We start from the raw sequence: 15,625 nt of genomic DNA on the forward strand, positions 1-15,625 counted from the left end.
CGTGCGCCGACCGCCCGTCGACCCGACACTGCCCGGCCGCAGGCTCGGCCGCGCGGGGCTCATCCTCGTCCAGGTGCTGGTCGTGCTGCTCTTCGCCGTCCTGGCCGTGCGCCTGTGGTACCTCCAGGTGCCGATGTCCGACCACTACCGCGACCTGGCGGTGTCCAACCACCACCAGCGCCTCGTGGTCCCCGCGACCCGCGGCCAGATCCTCGACGCCGCGGGGCGCCCGCTCGTGAGCAACCGCACCGAGCTGGTCGTCTCCGCCGACTACCACGCGCTCCAGGGCATGGAGGACGGCGGCGAGGACGTCCTCGGCCGGCTGTCCGGGGTCCTGGACGTCCCGGTGGAGGACCTGCGGCAGCGCATGCGCCTGTGCGGCCCCACGGTGCAGCGCCCCTGCTGGCCCGGCTCGCCCTACCAGCCCGTCACCCTCGCCGACGGCGTCGAGCCGTCCGTGGCGCTACAGATCATGGAGAGCGCCGACGACTACCCGGGCATCACCGCCCAGGCGCAGGCCGTCCGCGAGTACCCGCAGGGCGAGCACGCCGGCCAGATCCTCGGCTACCTGCAGCCCGTCACCCAGGAGGAGCTCGACGCCCGCGAGGAGCTGCGGACCCGTTTCACCGGTGTCGACCAGGTGGGCCGCGACGGCCTGGAACGCGTCTACGACGCGGAACTGCGCGGCACCCCGGGCCTGCGGACCCTGGGCGTGAACAACCACGGCGAGGTCATGGACGTCATCTCCGACGAGCCGCCGGTGGCCGGGATGCACCTGATCACCCACCTGGACCTGCGGGTGCAGCAGATCGCGGAGAAGGCCCTGGCCGACGGCATCGCCGCCCGGCCGGGCGCCGACGCGGGCGCGGCCGTCGTCCTGGACGTGACCAACGGCGGCGTCGTGGCGATGGCGAGCGTGCCGACCTACGACCCCAGCGTGTGGCAGGGCGGCATCGACCAGGAGACCTTCGACGAGATGCTGAGCGAGGAGGCCGGGGAGCCGCTGGTCTCGCGCGCCTACCAGGGGCACTACCCGCCCGGTTCGACGTTCAAGGTGTCGTCGTTGTCTGCGGCCGCGGAGAACGGCTACTCGCTGCGCAGCACCTACGCGTGCCCCGGCTCCGTCAACATCGCCGGGCAGAGCTACCAGAACTACGCCGGCGGGGGACACGGCTCGCTCTCACTGCACCAGGCGATCGTCGTCTCCTGCAACACCATCTTCTACAACTTCGGCTACCAGATGTGGCAGCAGGACGGCGGCCTCCACCCGGAGGGCGAGCCCGAGGAGGCCATGGCGAACATGGCGCGCGGCTACGGCTTCGGCGCCCCGACCGGGATCGACCTGCCCTTCGAGAGCGGGGGACGCATCCCCGACCGCGAGTGGAAGCGCACCTTCTGGGAGCAGACCCGCGAGGTCAACTGCCGGCGCGCCGAGGAGGGCTACCCGGAGGTCGCCGAGACCAATCCCGGCCATGCCTCCTACCTCAAGCGCCTGGCGCACGAGCACTGCGTGCAGGGCTTCGAGTGGCGCGCGGGCGAGGCGGTCAACTTCGCGATCGGCCAGGGCGACGTCCTGGTCAGCCCGCTCCAGCTGGCCAGGGCCTACGCGGCCATCGCCAACGGCGGCACGCTCTACGAGCCCCGCGTGGGCCGGGCCCTGGTCTCCGCCGACGGCTCCACCGTCAAGGAGATCGAGCCGAGCGTGGCCGGGGAGCTCCCGGTGAGCGACGAGACCCTGCGGTACCTGCAGAAGGCGCTCACCGCGGTGCCCAAGGAGGGCACCGCCCGGGGCGCCTTCGGCGACTTCCCGCAGGACCAGGTGTCGGTGGCGGGCAAGACCGGTAGTGCCGACCAGCAGAACAAGGAGACCTCGGCCTGGTTCGCCTCCTACGCGCCCGCCGACGACCCGCAGTACGCGATCGCGGTGTTCGTGCACCAGGGCGGCACCGGCGGCGCGGCCGCCGCGCCCATCGCCCGCGAGATCTACGAGGGCATCTACGGCTTCTCCGACAAGAACGGGTCGAAGCCGGCGCTGCCCGGCGGCGAGCCCCGTGACGAGCTGCCCGTCGTGCGCTCGGACGGTTCCATCGACGTGCTGGAGCGGTAGGGCATGAGTACACACATGGGCGGCGCCCCGAGCAGGGGCGCCGGACTGCTCCGGACCGCGTCCGGGGCCGCGGGGCTGGCCAGGCGGCTGGACTGGACGCTCATCATCGCGACGGCGGCGCTGTGCGCGGTCGGCTCGCTCCTGGTGTGGTCGGCCACCCTGCCCGGCGACGGCGGGAGCCCCTGGGCCTCGACCGACCACGTGCGCCGCCACCTGGTGCACCTGGCGGTGGCCTGGGCGGTCTGCCTGGTGGTGGCCTCGGTCGACCACCGGACCGTGCGGGCCTACGCGCCCCTGGTCTACCTGGCCACCGTCGTGGCCCTGCTGCTGGTGCTCACCCCGCTGGGCGCGGTGATCAACGGTTCGCGCGGGTGGATCGTCGTCGGGGGCTTCCAGTTCCAGCCCAGCGAGCTGGCCAAGGTCGGACTGGTCCTGATGCTGGCGTCGATGCTGGGGGAGCCGCGCGACGGCGAGACCAAGCCGATGACCAGGGACGTGCTGTTCTGCCTGGCCCTGCTGGCCGCGCCGCTGGCGCTGGTCATGCTCCAGCCCGACCTGGGGACGGGGCTGGTGCTGGGCGCGATCTTCCTGGGGATGCTGGCCCTGTCGGGCGCCCCGGTGCTGTGGGTGGTGGGCATGCTCGCGAGCGGCGTGGCGGCGGCCTTCTGCGTGTGGTGGTTCGACCTGCTGGAGCCCTACCAGCTGGACCGGATCACCACCCTCATCGACCCCACGGCGGACCCGCAGGGGGCGGGGTACAACTCCGCCCAGGCGCTCATCGCGGTGGGGTCGGGCGGATTCGACGGCACCGGGCTCTTCCAGGGCGAGCAGACGCACGGCCGGTTCGTGCCCGAGCAGCACACCGACTTCATCTTCACCGTGGCGGGGGAGGAGCTGGGGTTCGTGGGCGCCGTGGCGATCCTGGTGCTCTTCGCCGTGATCGTGTGGCGGATCCTGCGCATCGCCCAGGGCTGCGACCAGCCCTACCCGCGCCTGGTGTGCGTGGGCGTGGCCTCGTGGTTCGCCTTCCAGGCCTTCATCAACATCGGGATGGGGCTGGGCATCATGCCGGTGACCGGGCTGCCGCTGCCGTTCGTGTCCTACGGCGGCACGGCGGTCGTGGCCAACCTGCTCGCCCTGGGCCTGGTGCTCGGCGTGAACTCCCGGGACCGCGGATTCGAATAGCCTGGTGGGACCCGACCCGCGTCGCCGACGACCGAAGGTGCACACCATGCCCGTCGAAAGCCTCTTCCCGCGACTGGAGCCGCTGCTCTCGCAGGTGGGCAAGCCCATCCAGTACGTCGGGGGCGAACTGAACTCCGTCGTCAAGGACTGGGACACGGCACAGGTGCGCTGGGCACTCATGTACCCGGACGCCTACGAGGTCGGTGTGCCCAACCAGGGCGTGCAGATCCTGTACGAGGTCCTCAACGAGCGCGAGGGCGTGCTGGCCGAACGCTGCTACGCCGTGTGGCCGGACATGGAGAGGCTCATGCGCGAGCACGCGGTGCCGCACTTCACGGTGGACGCGCACCGCCCGATCGCCGCGTTCGACGTGCTCGGGCTGAGCTTCGCCAGCGAGATGGGCTACACGAACATGCTCACGGCGCTGGACCTGGCCGGGATCCCACTGCGCTCGGCCGACCGCACGGACGAGCACCCGATCGTGCTGGCGGGCGGGCACTCCGCGTTCAACCCCGAACCGATCGCCGACTTCCTGGACGCGGTCGTGCTGGGCGACGGCGAGGAGATCACCCTCGCCATCACCGAGATCATCCGCGAGTTCAAGGACGAGGGCGAGCCGGGCGGACGTGATGGTCTGCTGCTGCGTCTGGCCGCGACCGGCGGCGTCTACGTGCCCCGCTTCTTCGACGTGGACTACCACGAGGACGGCCGGATCGCCGCCTACCGGCCCAACCGGCCCGGGGTGCCCCCGGTGGTGCAGAAGCACACCGTGATGGACCTCGACCAGTGGCCCTACCCCAAGAAGCCGATCGTGCCGACCGCCGAGTCGGTGCACGAGCGCTACAGCGTGGAGATCTTCCGCGGGTGCACCCGGGGCTGCCGGTTCTGCCAGGCCGGCATGATCACGCGGCCGGTGCGCGAGCGCAACCAGGAGACCGTCACGAAGATGGTCGAGGAGGGCGTGAAGGCCTCGGGGTTCCAGGAGGTGGGGCTGCTCTCGCTCTCCAGCGCCGACCACAGCGAGATCGGGGCCATCGCCAAGGGCCTGGCCGACCGCTACGAGGGCACCAACACCGGCCTGTCGCTGCCCTCCACCCGCGTGGACGCCTTCAACATCGACCTGGCCAACGAGCTGACCCGCAACGGGCGCCGCTCCGGGCTGACCTTCGCACCCGAGGGCGGCAGCGAGCGGATGCGGCGGGTGATCAACAAGATGGTCACCGAGGAGGACCTCATCCGCACCGTCACCGCGGCCTACGCGGCGGGGTGGCGCCAGGTGAAGCTGTACTTCATGTGCGGGCTGCCGACCGAGGAGGACGAGGACGTCCTGGCCATCGCCGACCTGGCCACCGAGGTCATCCGGACCGGCCGCGAGGTGACCGGGCGCAAGGACATCCGGTGCACCGTGTCCATCGGCGGGTTCGTGCCCAAGCCGCAGACGCCGTTCCAGTGGGCGGGGCAGACCTCGCACGAGGAGGTCGACGCCCGGCTGCGCAAGCTCCGCGACCGGTTGCGGGGGGACCGCACGTACGGCAAGTCGATCGGCCTGCGCTACCACGAGGGGCGGCCGTCGATCATCGAGGGCCTGCTCTCCCGGGGCGACCGCAGGGTCGGCCGCGTGGTGGAGGAGGCCTGGCGCGCCGGAGGGCGCTTCGACGGCTGGAGCGAGCACTTCTCCTACGATCGCTGGGCCGCGGCCGCCGAGGCGGGCCTGGACGGCACCTCCGTGGACCTGGACTGGTACACCACGCGCGACCGGGACGAGGACGAGGTCCTGCCCTGGGACCACCTCGACGCCGGGCTCGACCGGTCGTGGCTGTGGCAGGACTGGCAGGACTCGCTGCACGGCGAGGAGTCGCTGGAGGTCGACGACTGCCGGTGGAACCCCTGCTACGACTGCGGCGTGTGCCCGAGCATGGGGACCGAGATCCAGATCAACGCCCCGGCGGAGGGCCGGCCGAGCCTGCCCCTGACCGTGCTGTGACGGCCGGCGGGCCCTCCCCGGGACACCGCCCTACGCGGCCGCGTGCTCACCGTGGTCGTCGGGCATCAGGGCCCGCAGCTCCGGTGGCAGGACGGGCCGGCGCGACCCGGTGACGTGCTCCGCGAGCGCGTCGAGGTCGGCCAGTTGGTTCTCGTCGAGCCCGATCCCCGGGGCGGCGGCGTTGTCCGCCAGGCGTCGCGGGCTCTTGGTGCCGGGGATGGGCACCGCGGCGACCCCGGCGGCACGGGCGCGGTGGAGGACCCACGCCAGCGCGATCTGCCCGGGCGTCGCCCGTGCCCGTCGGCGATCCGGCGCATCGGGGCCAGCAGGGCCGCGTTGTGCTCGACGCTGCCCTCGGTGAACCAGGGGAAGGCGCCGCGCGCAGCTGCTCGGCGCTGACGTTGGACAGTCCCAGGTGCGCGACCTTGCCGGCGGCGACCAGCTGGGCCATCGCGGCCACGGTCTCCTCCACGGGGACGGCGGGGTCGGGGATGTGCTGGTAGTAGCGGTCGATGCGGTCGGTCCCCAGACGCCGGAGGCTGGCGTCGCAGGCCTGGCGCACGTAGGCGGCGTCGCCGCGCACCCCGGTGGGCTCGCCGGTCGCGTGGTCGAAGGCGCCGCCGAACTTCGTGGCCAGGACCACCTCGTCGCGGCCGAAGCGGACGAGCGCGTCGGCGATGAGGCGTTCGTTCGCGCCTAGCGCGTAGGCGTCGGAGGTGTCCCACATCCGCACCCCGAGGTCGAGGGCGTGGCCGAGCAGGTCCAGTGCGTCGTCGGGGTCGGGCGGGGTGTCGTAGGACTGGCTGAGGCCCATGCAGCCGAGTCCGAGTTCGGTGGTGGTGAGTCCGGTACTGCCCAGGGCGATGTCGCGCACGGCGCCGGGTCCCTTCCGGGGTCGATGAAACGGGATGACTGTCCCGCTTGTTCGCAACATACGGGATGAATATCCCGCTTGTCGCGGACGGCGATGCCACAGGGGTTCTGGCCTGGAAGGACAGGGGGAAGCCGGTGCGCGGGCGGGGCGGTGCCGGTGAAGGGGTGGTCCGCACCGAGGCGGCTGGAGGGCGGTGGCGATAGGATGCGCGGCCTCGGGTGCTCCGCGCCGGGTGTCTCGACCCGGTGCCGCTCGACCCTGTGTGGGGGAGCCCGGGGAGGAAAGGTACGGCCCGGCGCCCCGCTCGCGCCGGGCCGTACGTGTAATAGGACTCGTGGGGTTCGCGGGGGGTTGCCATGGGTTCAGGATTTTCTTCGGATTTTTTTCCGGGCCCCTCGTGTTCTGGTGGTCGAGGCCGGTGCGTGATCCGCCCGGACTCCTCAAGGACTTTTCGATCGCAGGTCAGTGGGGGAGATACCGGTATGCGCCGCTCCGCTGGCGCATCCGCACCGCAGTGCACCGTACGCTGATCACGACGAGGAACAGCCCCTTCAGGTCGCTCCGCCGGCCGTTCACAGGGGGCATGAGGAAAGGAGCTGAGCTGCCCCCCGCATCCGAGGGCACCACCTCACCCTCCACCGCCCGACCCGGACAACGGCTCCGAGTCCGCTACGCCAAGCGCGGACGCATGAGATTCGCCAGCCACCGTGACATCGCCCGGGTGCTGGAGCGCGCCCTGCGAAGGGCGGATGTGCCGGTGGCGTTCTCCGCGGGCTTCTCACCGCATCCGAAGGTCTCCTACACCGGCGCGGCCCCCACGGGAGTCGCCAGCGAGGCGGAGTACCTGGAACTGACGCTGGCCGAGCGGCGCTCGCCCGAGCAGGTCGGAACCGACATCGACGCCGCCATGCCGGACGGCATCGACATCATCGAGGTCGTCGAGGCGCGCGGGCCGGGTCTGGCCGACCGCCTCCAGGCCTCGCAGTGGCTGGTGGAGCTCCCCGGCGTCGGCCACGACGAAGCGGCCGAGGCGGTGGCGGCCTTCCTGGCCGCCGAGAGCGTCGAGGTGGAACGCCTGACGAAGAAGGGCCGTCGCAGATTCGACACGCGACAGGCCGTGGTCCGCGTCGACGTGGGTGACGCGACCGACGGGCGCGCCCCAGGGGAACAACCCGCGACATATGCCATACTTCGATTGGTCGTTCGGCACACGACACCTGCCGTACGGCCAGACGACGTGCTGACGGGTCTCCGCCACGTGGCTGACCTGGCGCCGCCGTCATCTCCCATGATGACCAGGCTGGCGCAGGGACCACTGGACGAGACCACGGGTGCGATCGCTGACCCGCTCACCGCGGACCGGCCCACGGCTCACGAGATGAGCACCGGGCCCGCGGCGAACCACGCTGACGAGCGGAGCGAGAACGCACCACGGCCGTCATCGCCCATGACGGGACCGCGCTGATGGGCGGCCCCAAGGCGGGGACCATGGGCGAAACCACAGGACTTCGGCCCGGAGGCGCACACGTGCCCCCGGCGCCGACACAGCGACGACAGTTCTCGTGAGCCGTGCCGCCGACCGAGAGGTCGCGCCGTGCCCGAGAACTCTGACGGGAGACCGCCCGGATGCTCGACCACGAGCCCAACGACGGTGCCGAAGGCACCACGGGTACAACTGAAACAACCGAAACGACGGCGGCGACGCCTCCCCGGGGGGAGGACGGAGTGCGCGTGACCAGCGGTACGCCCGCCAAGGGCGCCCGCCGTGCCGCGGGCCCGCCCCCCGAACCGGACGACGCCCCGGCCGCCGCCCCCGCCCAGCCCGTCACCACCCTCGCCGGCTCCGGCGAGGTGGGCACGGTCAAGACGTCCGTGAGCACGTCGGCCGCGCGCCGGCGGACCGTGCGTCCGGCGGGCCGCCCGGACGAGGCACCCGCCCACGCCCCGGTGACCGCTCCTCCGGCTGAGGCCGAGGAGGCGCCCGCGGCGCCCGCCGAGACCGAGCAGGCACCCGCGGCCGAGCAGGCCGAGGCGCGTCCCGCCCGGACCCGTTCCCGCTCCAGGACCCGCGCCAAGGCCGCGGAGGAGACCCGGACCGAGGCATCGGGGACCGAGCCCTCGCGGACCGAGGCGCCGCGCGCCGCGCGCCGCGCTGCGGGCGAGCCCTCCGCGCAGGAGAGCGAGGAGCGCGCCGACGAGACCGGTGGCGGCTCCCTCTTCCAGCCGCCCGGCATGCTCTTCCAGCCCCCCGTCGCCTCCCGGACCGCGCCCGCCGTCGAGCCGGTGCGGGACGAGACCGAGGAGGAGGACGAGGACGAGGCAGAGGAGACCGGTGCCGAGCAGGCGGGCACCGACAACGGCGACACCGCCGCCGAGGAGCGCTCCAGTCGCCGTCGCCGCCGTCGCGGCGGCCGTGGCCGCGGCCGCTCCCGCGGGGGCGACGAGGGCGAGGACGAGGCTCCCGAGCCCGCCTCCTCGGGCGTCGAGCGCAAGGCCAGGGCCAAGGACCAGGACAAGCAGGCCGCCGAACCCGCCGCCGAGACGGGGGGCGAGGAGGAGCGGTTCGTCGAGGGCGAGTCCGACTCCGAGCGGGGCAGCCGCCGTCGCCGCCGTCGGCGTCGCCGGGCCGGCACGGGCGGCGAGACCACCAACGACGACCCGCCGAACACCGTGGTCAAGGTGCGCGAGCCGCGCCAGGAGAAGCCGATCGAGGACGAGGTCCAGGCGGTCCGCGGCTCCACGCGCCTGGAGGCCAAGAAGCAGCGCCGCCGCGAGGGCCGCGAGCAGGGCCGCCGCCGCGCGCCCATCGTCACCGAGTCGGAGTTCCTGGCCCGCCGCGAGGCGGTCAAGCGCGACCTGGTCATCCGCCGCAACGGCGACCGCACCCAGATCGCGGTGCTGGAGGACGACGTCCTCGTCGAGCACTACGTCGACCGCGCCACCCACCGCTCCTACGTCGGCAACGTCTACCTGGGCCGCGTCCAGAACGTGCTGCCCTCGATGGAGGCGGCCTTCGTCGACATCGGCAAGGGCCGCAACGCGGTCCTGTACGCCGGCGAGGTCAACTGGGACTCCTTCGGACTGGACGGCCAGCCCAAGCGCATCGAGTCCGTGCTCAAGTCCGGCCAGTCGGTCCTGGTGCAGGTGACCAAGGACCCGGTCGGCCACAAGGGCGCCCGCCTGACCAGCCAGGTCAGCCTGCCCGGCCGCTACCTCGTGTACGTGCCCGGCGGCTCGATGACCGGCATCAGCCGCAAGCTCCCCGACAAGGAGCGCGCCCGCCTCAAGCAGATCCTCAAGAAGGTGATGCCCTCCGGCGCCGGTGTGATCGTGCGCACGGCCGCCGAGGGCGCCAGCGAGGAGGAGCTGGAGCGCGACATCACGCGCCTGGCCAAGCAGTGGGACTCCATCAAGCGCAAGTCGAAGTCGGCGAGCGCGCCGTCTCTGCTCAACAGCGAGCCGGACCTGACGGTGCGCGTCGTGCGCGACGTCTTCAACGAGGACTTCTCCAGCCTGGTCGTGGCCGGTGAGGAGGCCTGGACCACCGTCCACGAGTACGTGGACTACGTGGCGCCCAACCTCGCCGAGCGCCTGTCCCACTGGGACGAGGACCGCGACGTCTTCGCCGCGTACCGGATCGACGAGCAGATCAACAAGGCCCTCGAGCGCAAGGTGTGGCTGCCCAGCGGCGGGTCGCTGATCATCGACCGCACCGAGGCCATGACCGTGGTCGACGTCAACACCGGCAAGTTCACCGGTCAGGGCGGCAACCTCGAGGAGACGGTCACCAAGAACAACCTGGAGGCGGCCGAGGAGATCGTGCGCCAGCTCCGGCTGCGCGACATCGGCGGCATCATCGTCATCGACTTCATCGACATGGTGCTGGAGTCCAACCGCGACCTCGTGCTGCGCCGCATGCTGGAGTGCCTCTCGCGCGACCGCACCAAGCACCAGGTGGCGGAGGTCACCTCGCTGGGCCTGGTGCAGATGACCCGCAAGCGGGTCGGCCAGGGCCTGCTGGAGGCCTTCTCCCACAACTGCGACCACTGCAACGGCCGCGGCCTGGTCCTGGACCTGGACGAGGGCAAGAGCGGCAACGGCGGCCGCAAGAAGAAGAACAAGGGCGACAAGGGCAAGGCCGAGGCCGAGCAGAAGGCCTCCGACAAGCCCGAGCAGCCCGACGCCGACACCGCCGAGCAGCCGGAGGCCGCCGACCGCCCCGAGAAGTCGGAGAAGCCGGAGAAGTCCGGCCGGGCCGAGAAGGGCAAGGGCTCGCGCAGGGTGGCCAGGGCCGAGGCCAAGGCGGAGGCCGAGGCCGTCGCCGAGAGCCCGGAGCAGCAGCCCGAGGCCGGGTCGGCGCCCGCCGAGACCGAGCAGGCGGCCGAGGCCGAGCAGGCCGCGCCCGCCAAGAAGACGCGCAAGCGCGCGTCCCGGTCCCGCAAGAGCGCCGACACGGCGGCCGAGCGGACCCAGGAGCCGGAGGCCGGGACGGTGGCGGCCGAGCCCGCGCCCGCCCCGGAGGCCCCTGAGGCCCCCGCCGAGGCCGCGGAGGATGCTCCGGCCAGGGACGAGGCCCCGGCCAAGCGGACCCGCACCAGGCGTGCCGCCCGGCGTCCCGCGGGCCCGGTGCCCGAGGACGGCGAGGGCGAGCCGGCCCAGAACGGCGCCGCGCCCGCTGCCGAGACGGTCGCCGAGGCCCCCGCGGCCGAGGGCGGCGACGAGGAGGCCGCCGAGCGGCCCAAGCGTCGCCGTACTCGTCGGACCAAGACCACGTCGACCCCGCCCACCGCGGTCGACGCCTCCTAGGGCGTGTTCTGTGGATGCCGCCCGTCGCGAGCGGTGCATCCAGTGGCGCTCTCGCCAGGCCGAAGAAGGAGACAGGGTGGTTCCCCTGTCGACTGATGAGAACGAAGCGAGAGTGCCGCTGGGGCGCCGTGCAGCAGGGTGAGTATCCGCCGAACACGCCCTAGGGGCATCACACCGGGTCCGGACCAGGCACGTTCTGGTCCGGACCCGGACACACGTGCCGGTCCGTGGCCGGGCGATGGTAATCTGGTGGACGGTGCGTTGGCGTGCCATGATCGCGCGCCCCGAGACCGAAGTGCTCTCCACGCAGGGTTTGTTTCCCTCAGATCCCCGCGCCCCGCTACAGGCGATCAGTGGATCGTGGAATGAGGCTTCACTCCACCTCGGTGGTGATGATCCTCCCGGCCATGCCTGGTACGGGCACGGCCGGACCTCGGACCCCCGCGCATGCGGACACGGTCCGGTCCCGCATTTTTTCGTTGAGCGAGCAGGAAGAGAGTGACCCGGTGTACGCGATCGTGCGAGCGGGCGGCCGACAGGAGAAGGTGTCTGTCGATGACGTTCTGAACATCGACAAGGTCTCCCAGGAGACCGGTGCCACCATTACTTGGCAGCCCATCCTCGTCGTTGACGACGGCAACGTCGTCAGTGACGCCGACAAGCTGAGTGGCTACACGGTCACCGCCGAGGTTCTCGGCGAGACCAAGGGCCCCAAGATCAACATCATGAAGTACAAGAACAAGACCGGTTACAAGAAGCGCCAGGGGCACCGCCAGAAGCACACCCAGGTGCGCGTCACCGGCATCGCGGCGAAGTAGGAGGCCTTGGGAAATGGCACACAAGAAGGGCGCTTCGTCCAGCCGTAACGGTCGTGACTCCAACGCCAAGCGCCTCGGCGTGAAGCGCTTCGGCGGTCAGGCCGTGTCGGCCGGCGAGATCCTCATCCGTCAGCGTGGAACCAAGTTCCACCCCGGCGTGAACGTCGGCCGTGGTGGCGACGACACGCTGTTCGCGCTGGTCGCGGGCGAGGTCAAGTTCGCCAACCACCGTGGCCGCAAGGCCGTCAACATCGTCCCGGCCGCCGCCGAGTAGGTTCGCGCACGGACGTTGAAGTGTCGAGGCGGGCCAGGGAACACTGGCCCGCCTCTCGCGTTGTCACTGGGTGACACGCGTGTGAGTGTGGGCGCCGCCGTCGGGCGGGGCCGCAGAGCAACCGGGGAGAGCTATGCCTGACTTCGTCGACGAGGCGGTCTTGCACGTCAAGGCCGGGAACGGCGGGCATGGCTGCGCCTCCGTGCACCGTGAGAAGTTCAAGCCGCTGGGGGGACCGGACGGCGGCAACGGCGGCCGGGGCGGCGACGTCGTCCTGGAGGTCGACGCCCAGACCGCGACGCTCCTGGAGTACCAGCGGCGGCCGCACCGGGGTGCCCCGAACGGCACGCCCGGGCAGGGCGGCCACCGCGCCGGGGCCAACGGCCAGGACCTGGTGCTCACCGTGCCCGACGGCACCGTGGTCACGCGGGCCGACGGCGAGTTCGTCGCCGACCTGGTCGGCCACGGGACCCGCCTGGTGCTGGCCCAGGGCGGCCACGGCGGGCTCGGCAACGCCGCCCTGGCCTCCAAGAAGCGCAAGGCGCCCGGTTTCGCGCTCAAGGGCGAGGAGGGCGAGGCCTTCGACGTCCGCCTGGAGATGAAGACCATCGCCGACGTCGGACTCGTCGGCTTCCCCAGCGCGGGCAAGTCCTCGCTCATCGCCGCGATGTCCGCGGCCCGCCCCAAGATCGCCGACTACCCCTTCACGACCCTCGTGCCCAACCTGGGGGTGGTGGAGGCGGGTTCGGTGCAGTACGTCATCGCCGACGTGCCCGGGCTCATCCCCGGCGCCAGCGACGGCAAGGGGCTGGGGCTGGAGTTCCTGCGCCACATCGAGCGCTGCTCCACCCTGCTGCACGTGCTCGACTGCGCCACCTACGAGTCCGGCCGTGACCCGGTCAGCGACCTGGAGGCCCTGGAGGCCGAACTGGCCGCCTACGGCGAGAAGGCCGGCCTCGACCTGTCGGACCGGCCGCGCCTGGTCGCCCTCAACAAGGTCGACGTCCCCGAGGCCCGCGAGCTCGCCGAGCTGGTCACCCCCATGCTGACCGAGCGCGGCTACCGCGTGATGGAGGTCTCCGCGGCCTCCCGCGAGGGCCTGCGCGAGCTGTCCTTCGCCCTGGGCGAGCAGGTGGCGGCAGCCCGCGACGCGGCCCCGGCCGCCGAGCCCACGCGCATCGTGATCCGCCCGAAGATGATCGGCGAGACGCCCTTCCAGGTCGTGCCGCTGGGCGGCAACGCCTTCCAAGTGCGCGGCGACAAGCCCGCCCGCTGGGTGAACCAGACCGACTTCTCCAACGACGAGGCCGTGGGCTACCTGGCCGAGCGCCTCAACCGGCTGGGGATCGAGGAGGAGCTGGCCAAGGCCGGTGCCACCCCGGGAGCCGAGGTGCACATCGGGACGGAGGAGGACTCCGTGGTCTTCGACTGGGACCCGTCCACCGACGCCGAGGTCGTCCCGTCCGGCCCGCGCGGAACCGACGCCCGGCTGGGCTGATCCGCGCGGGGAGCGTAGCCGCCACCCAGCCGACCCCTCTCTCAGGCACGCGCGCGGCGCCCGACCCCCGGGCGCCGCGCCACTGGACGGAAAGCCGCAGACGGTGCACAGCGCGAAGATCGAACAGCCCGACACCCTGGAGACCGCCGGACGGACGGCGGTGGCGGGCGCACGCCGGATCGTGGTCAAGGTGGGATCGTCGTCCCTGACCACCCCCGACGGCCTCATCGACACGGGACGGATCCGCGACCTGGTCGAGGTCCTGGCGGACCGCCGCGCCCAGGGGCAGGAGGTGATCGTCGTCTCCTCCGGCGCGGTCGCCGCCGGTATGACACCGCTGGGCCTGACCCGCCGACCGCACGACCTGGCCTCGCAGCAGGCCGCCGCCAGCGTCGGCCAGGGCCTGCTGCTGGCGGCGTACACCGCCGAGCTGGCCGAGCGGGGGCTGACCGCCGCGCAGGTCCTGCTCACGGTCGAGGACATGATGCGCCGGGTCCAGCACCGCAACGCCCAGCGCACGCTGCGCCGCCTGCTGGACATCGGCGCCGTGCCGATCGTCAACGAGAACGACACCGTCGCCACCCACGAGCTGCGCTTCGGCGACAACGACCGCCTGGCCGCCCTGGTCGCCCACCTGATGCGCGCCGACGCCCTCGTGCTGCTCTCCGACGTCGACGCCCTCTACGACGGCAACCCCGCCGACACCGGGACCAGCGTGGTCCACCTGGTGCGCGGTCCGCTGGACCTGGACGGCATCGACATCGGCAGCGCGGGCAAGCGCGGGGTCGGCACGGGCGGCATGGTGACCAAGGTGGACTCGGCGCGCATCGCGACGCAGGCCGGGATCCACACCGTGCTCACCTCCGCCGCCAACGCACGGGCCGCCCTGGCCGGCGACCGCGTGGGCACGCTGTTCGCTCCCGCCGGGGGTCGGCGGCCCTCGGCGCGCCAACTGTGGCTGGCGCACGCCACCGCGGGCCGCGGCAGCCTGGTCCTGGACCCCGGCGCGGTCGTCGCGGTGGTCAGCGAGAAGGCCTCGCTGCTGCCGGCCGGTGTGGTGCGCGTGACGGGCGACTTCAGCGCGGGCGACCCCGTCGACCTGCGCGACGAGCAGGGCGCCGTGGTGGCGCGCGGCCTGGTCAACTACGACGCCGCCGAGGTGCCCGACCTGATGGGCCGCTCCACGCGCTGGCTGGCCCGGGAGATGGGCCCCTCCTACGAGCGCGAGCTCGTCCACCGCGACGATCTCGTCGTCCTGTAGCGCCCGAGGAACCACTCGGCGGCGATGAGGTTGGGGACCCAGCACAGCCAGGTGAGCGCCTGGTAGATCTCCACGAAGTACAGCTCCTCGTCGCCGCCGTACACGGGTTCCAGCAGCGGGAGCAGGAGCAGTGTCAGGAGCGGGATCAGCACCCGGAGCGTCACGCCGGCGAGGGTCAGCGCGAACACGCGGACCATCCACTCCCGGTGCTCGGCGTGGCGGCCCCGGCGCACGGCCCGGTATCCGGCGACGGCGAAGGCGAACCACAGCACCGACAGCAGCGCGAAGCCGGCCTGGGCGACCAGTCCCGCGGTGCTCAACACGGCCAGGCCCAGGCCGGACACCGCGCCGGGCAGGACACCGGCGAACAGGCCGACCCGGCCGATGACCCGGTGGGCGCCCGAGCGCCGCAGCGCGGGCCGGAACTGGAAAGGGCCAGCAGGGCGATCGTCGACGTCACGATGTGGACGATGAGCAGGGGGTAGTGGAAGGCCACCCCCGCCCGCAGGCCCACCTGGGAGTCGCCGGGGTCCAGGCCTACGTACGCGGACACGGCGAACAGCGCGGTCAGTACGCACAGCACGGTGAGGACGGTGAGTGCGATCCGGGACCGGCGGGAACCGGGCCGGGATCGGGGCCGGGCGGAGGACGGGTTGGTCGAGGGGGCGTCCATGGGAGTCCGTTCGAGGAGGCGCCGGCGGCCGTGAACCGGCGGCCGATGCTCCCAGCCTCGCGTCCGGCGGGCCTGAGGGCATCGGGGGCGTTCCCCGGATCGGGCCGGGTGTTCCCCTGGCTCGGGGCTCCGGGTGACCCCCGGG

Annotated in this window: 12 protein-coding genes and 1 pseudogene; 9 read left to right on the forward strand and 4 right to left on the reverse strand. The window is 72.4% G+C overall.

All coding sequences use genetic code 11. The annotated features are described in order from the left end of the window. The first annotated feature begins 1 nt into the window (after window position 1). Genes mrdA through HNR10_RS23600 form a run of 3 tightly spaced genes read left to right on the forward strand, consistent with a single transcriptional unit; the run spans window position 2 to window position 5,276 of the window. Complete coding sequence (mrdA, locus tag HNR10_RS23590) at window positions 2-2,107, forward strand: penicillin-binding protein 2 (RefSeq protein WP_179827087.1); 2,106 nt, start codon at window positions 2-4, stop codon at window positions 2,105-2,107. Between the two features lie 3 nt (window positions 2,108-2,110). Beyond that, window positions 2,111-3,292 (forward strand): rod shape-determining protein RodA, encoded by a 1,182-nt coding sequence (gene rodA / locus HNR10_RS23595; protein ID WP_179827089.1) that lies wholly within the window; start codon window positions 2,111-2,113, stop codon window positions 3,290-3,292. Window positions 3,293-3,338: 46 nt separating this feature from the next. Then, window positions 3,339-5,276 (forward strand): TIGR03960 family B12-binding radical SAM protein, encoded by a 1,938-nt coding sequence (locus HNR10_RS23600; RefSeq protein WP_179827091.1) that lies wholly within the window; start codon window positions 3,339-3,341, stop codon window positions 5,274-5,276. A 30-nt stretch (window positions 5,277-5,306) separates the two neighbouring features. Here HNR10_RS23600 and HNR10_RS32045 read toward each other — a convergent pair whose 3' ends face one another. Both HNR10_RS32045 and HNR10_RS32050 read right to left on the reverse strand, forming a co-directional pair. Next, window positions 5,307-5,501: a hypothetical protein gene (locus HNR10_RS32045; RefSeq protein WP_312889533.1), complete on the reverse strand. Its 195-nt coding sequence runs from the start codon at window positions 5,499-5,501 to the stop codon at window positions 5,307-5,309. 208 nt (window positions 5,502-5,709) lie between these two features. Then, a pseudogene (locus tag HNR10_RS32050) lies at window positions 5,710-6,210 on the reverse strand (aldo/keto reductase); the annotation flags it as partial. Window positions 6,211-6,838: 628 nt separating this feature from the next. On the opposite strand from HNR10_RS32050, the gene HNR10_RS23610 reads away from it, so the two are divergent. The 6 genes from HNR10_RS23610 to proB all read left to right on the forward strand — a co-directional run bounded on the left by HNR10_RS23610 (window position 6,839) and on the right by proB (window position 14,807). Further along, window positions 6,839-7,615: a TIGR03936 family radical SAM-associated protein gene (locus HNR10_RS23610; protein ID WP_246406385.1), complete on the forward strand. Its 777-nt coding sequence runs from the start codon at window positions 6,839-6,841 to the stop codon at window positions 7,613-7,615. Between the two features lie 161 nt (window positions 7,616-7,776). Then, entirely contained in the window at window positions 7,777-10,956 is a 3,180-nt protein-coding gene (locus tag HNR10_RS23615) for an Rne/Rng family ribonuclease (protein ID WP_179827095.1), read from the forward strand. A 506-nt stretch (window positions 10,957-11,462) separates the two neighbouring features. Continuing rightward, complete coding sequence (rplU, locus tag HNR10_RS23620; protein WP_179829918.1) at window positions 11,463-11,774, forward strand: 50S ribosomal protein L21; 312 nt, start codon at window positions 11,463-11,465, stop codon at window positions 11,772-11,774. Window positions 11,775-11,787: 13 nt separating this feature from the next. Further along, the gene (rpmA, locus tag HNR10_RS23625; protein WP_053618626.1) at window positions 11,788-12,048 is read left to right on the forward strand and encodes a 50S ribosomal protein L27; all 261 of its coding nucleotides are present in this window, start codon (window positions 11,788-11,790) and stop codon (window positions 12,046-12,048) included. Window positions 12,049-12,181: 133 nt separating this feature from the next. Continuing rightward, window positions 12,182-13,546 (forward strand): GTPase ObgE, encoded by a 1,365-nt coding sequence (gene obgE, locus HNR10_RS23630; RefSeq protein WP_179827097.1) that lies wholly within the window; start codon window positions 12,182-12,184, stop codon window positions 13,544-13,546. Between the two features lie 103 nt (window positions 13,547-13,649). Beyond that, window positions 13,650-14,807, forward strand: coding sequence for a glutamate 5-kinase (proB, locus tag HNR10_RS23635; RefSeq protein ID WP_179827099.1), 1,158 nt, complete (start codon window positions 13,650-13,652; stop codon window positions 14,805-14,807). Here proB and HNR10_RS23640 read toward each other — a convergent pair. Together HNR10_RS23640 and HNR10_RS31415 are read right to left on the reverse strand one after the other, a co-directional pair. Next, window positions 14,762-15,220: a DUF2306 domain-containing protein gene (locus HNR10_RS23640; RefSeq protein ID WP_246407607.1), complete on the reverse strand. Its 459-nt coding sequence runs from the start codon at window positions 15,218-15,220 to the stop codon at window positions 14,762-14,764. The genes proB and HNR10_RS23640 overlap by 46 nt on opposite strands. After that, window positions 15,124-15,480: a hypothetical protein gene (locus HNR10_RS31415; RefSeq protein WP_246407765.1), complete on the reverse strand. Its 357-nt coding sequence runs from the start codon at window positions 15,478-15,480 to the stop codon at window positions 15,124-15,126. The genes HNR10_RS23640 and HNR10_RS31415 overlap by 97 nt, the downstream gene beginning before the upstream one ends. Window positions 15,481-15,625: the final 145 nt, after the last annotated feature.

This window comes from Nocardiopsis aegyptia (assembly GCF_013410755.1).
GTDB classification, from domain to species: domain Bacteria; phylum Actinomycetota; class Actinomycetes; order Streptosporangiales; family Streptosporangiaceae; genus Nocardiopsis; species Nocardiopsis aegyptia.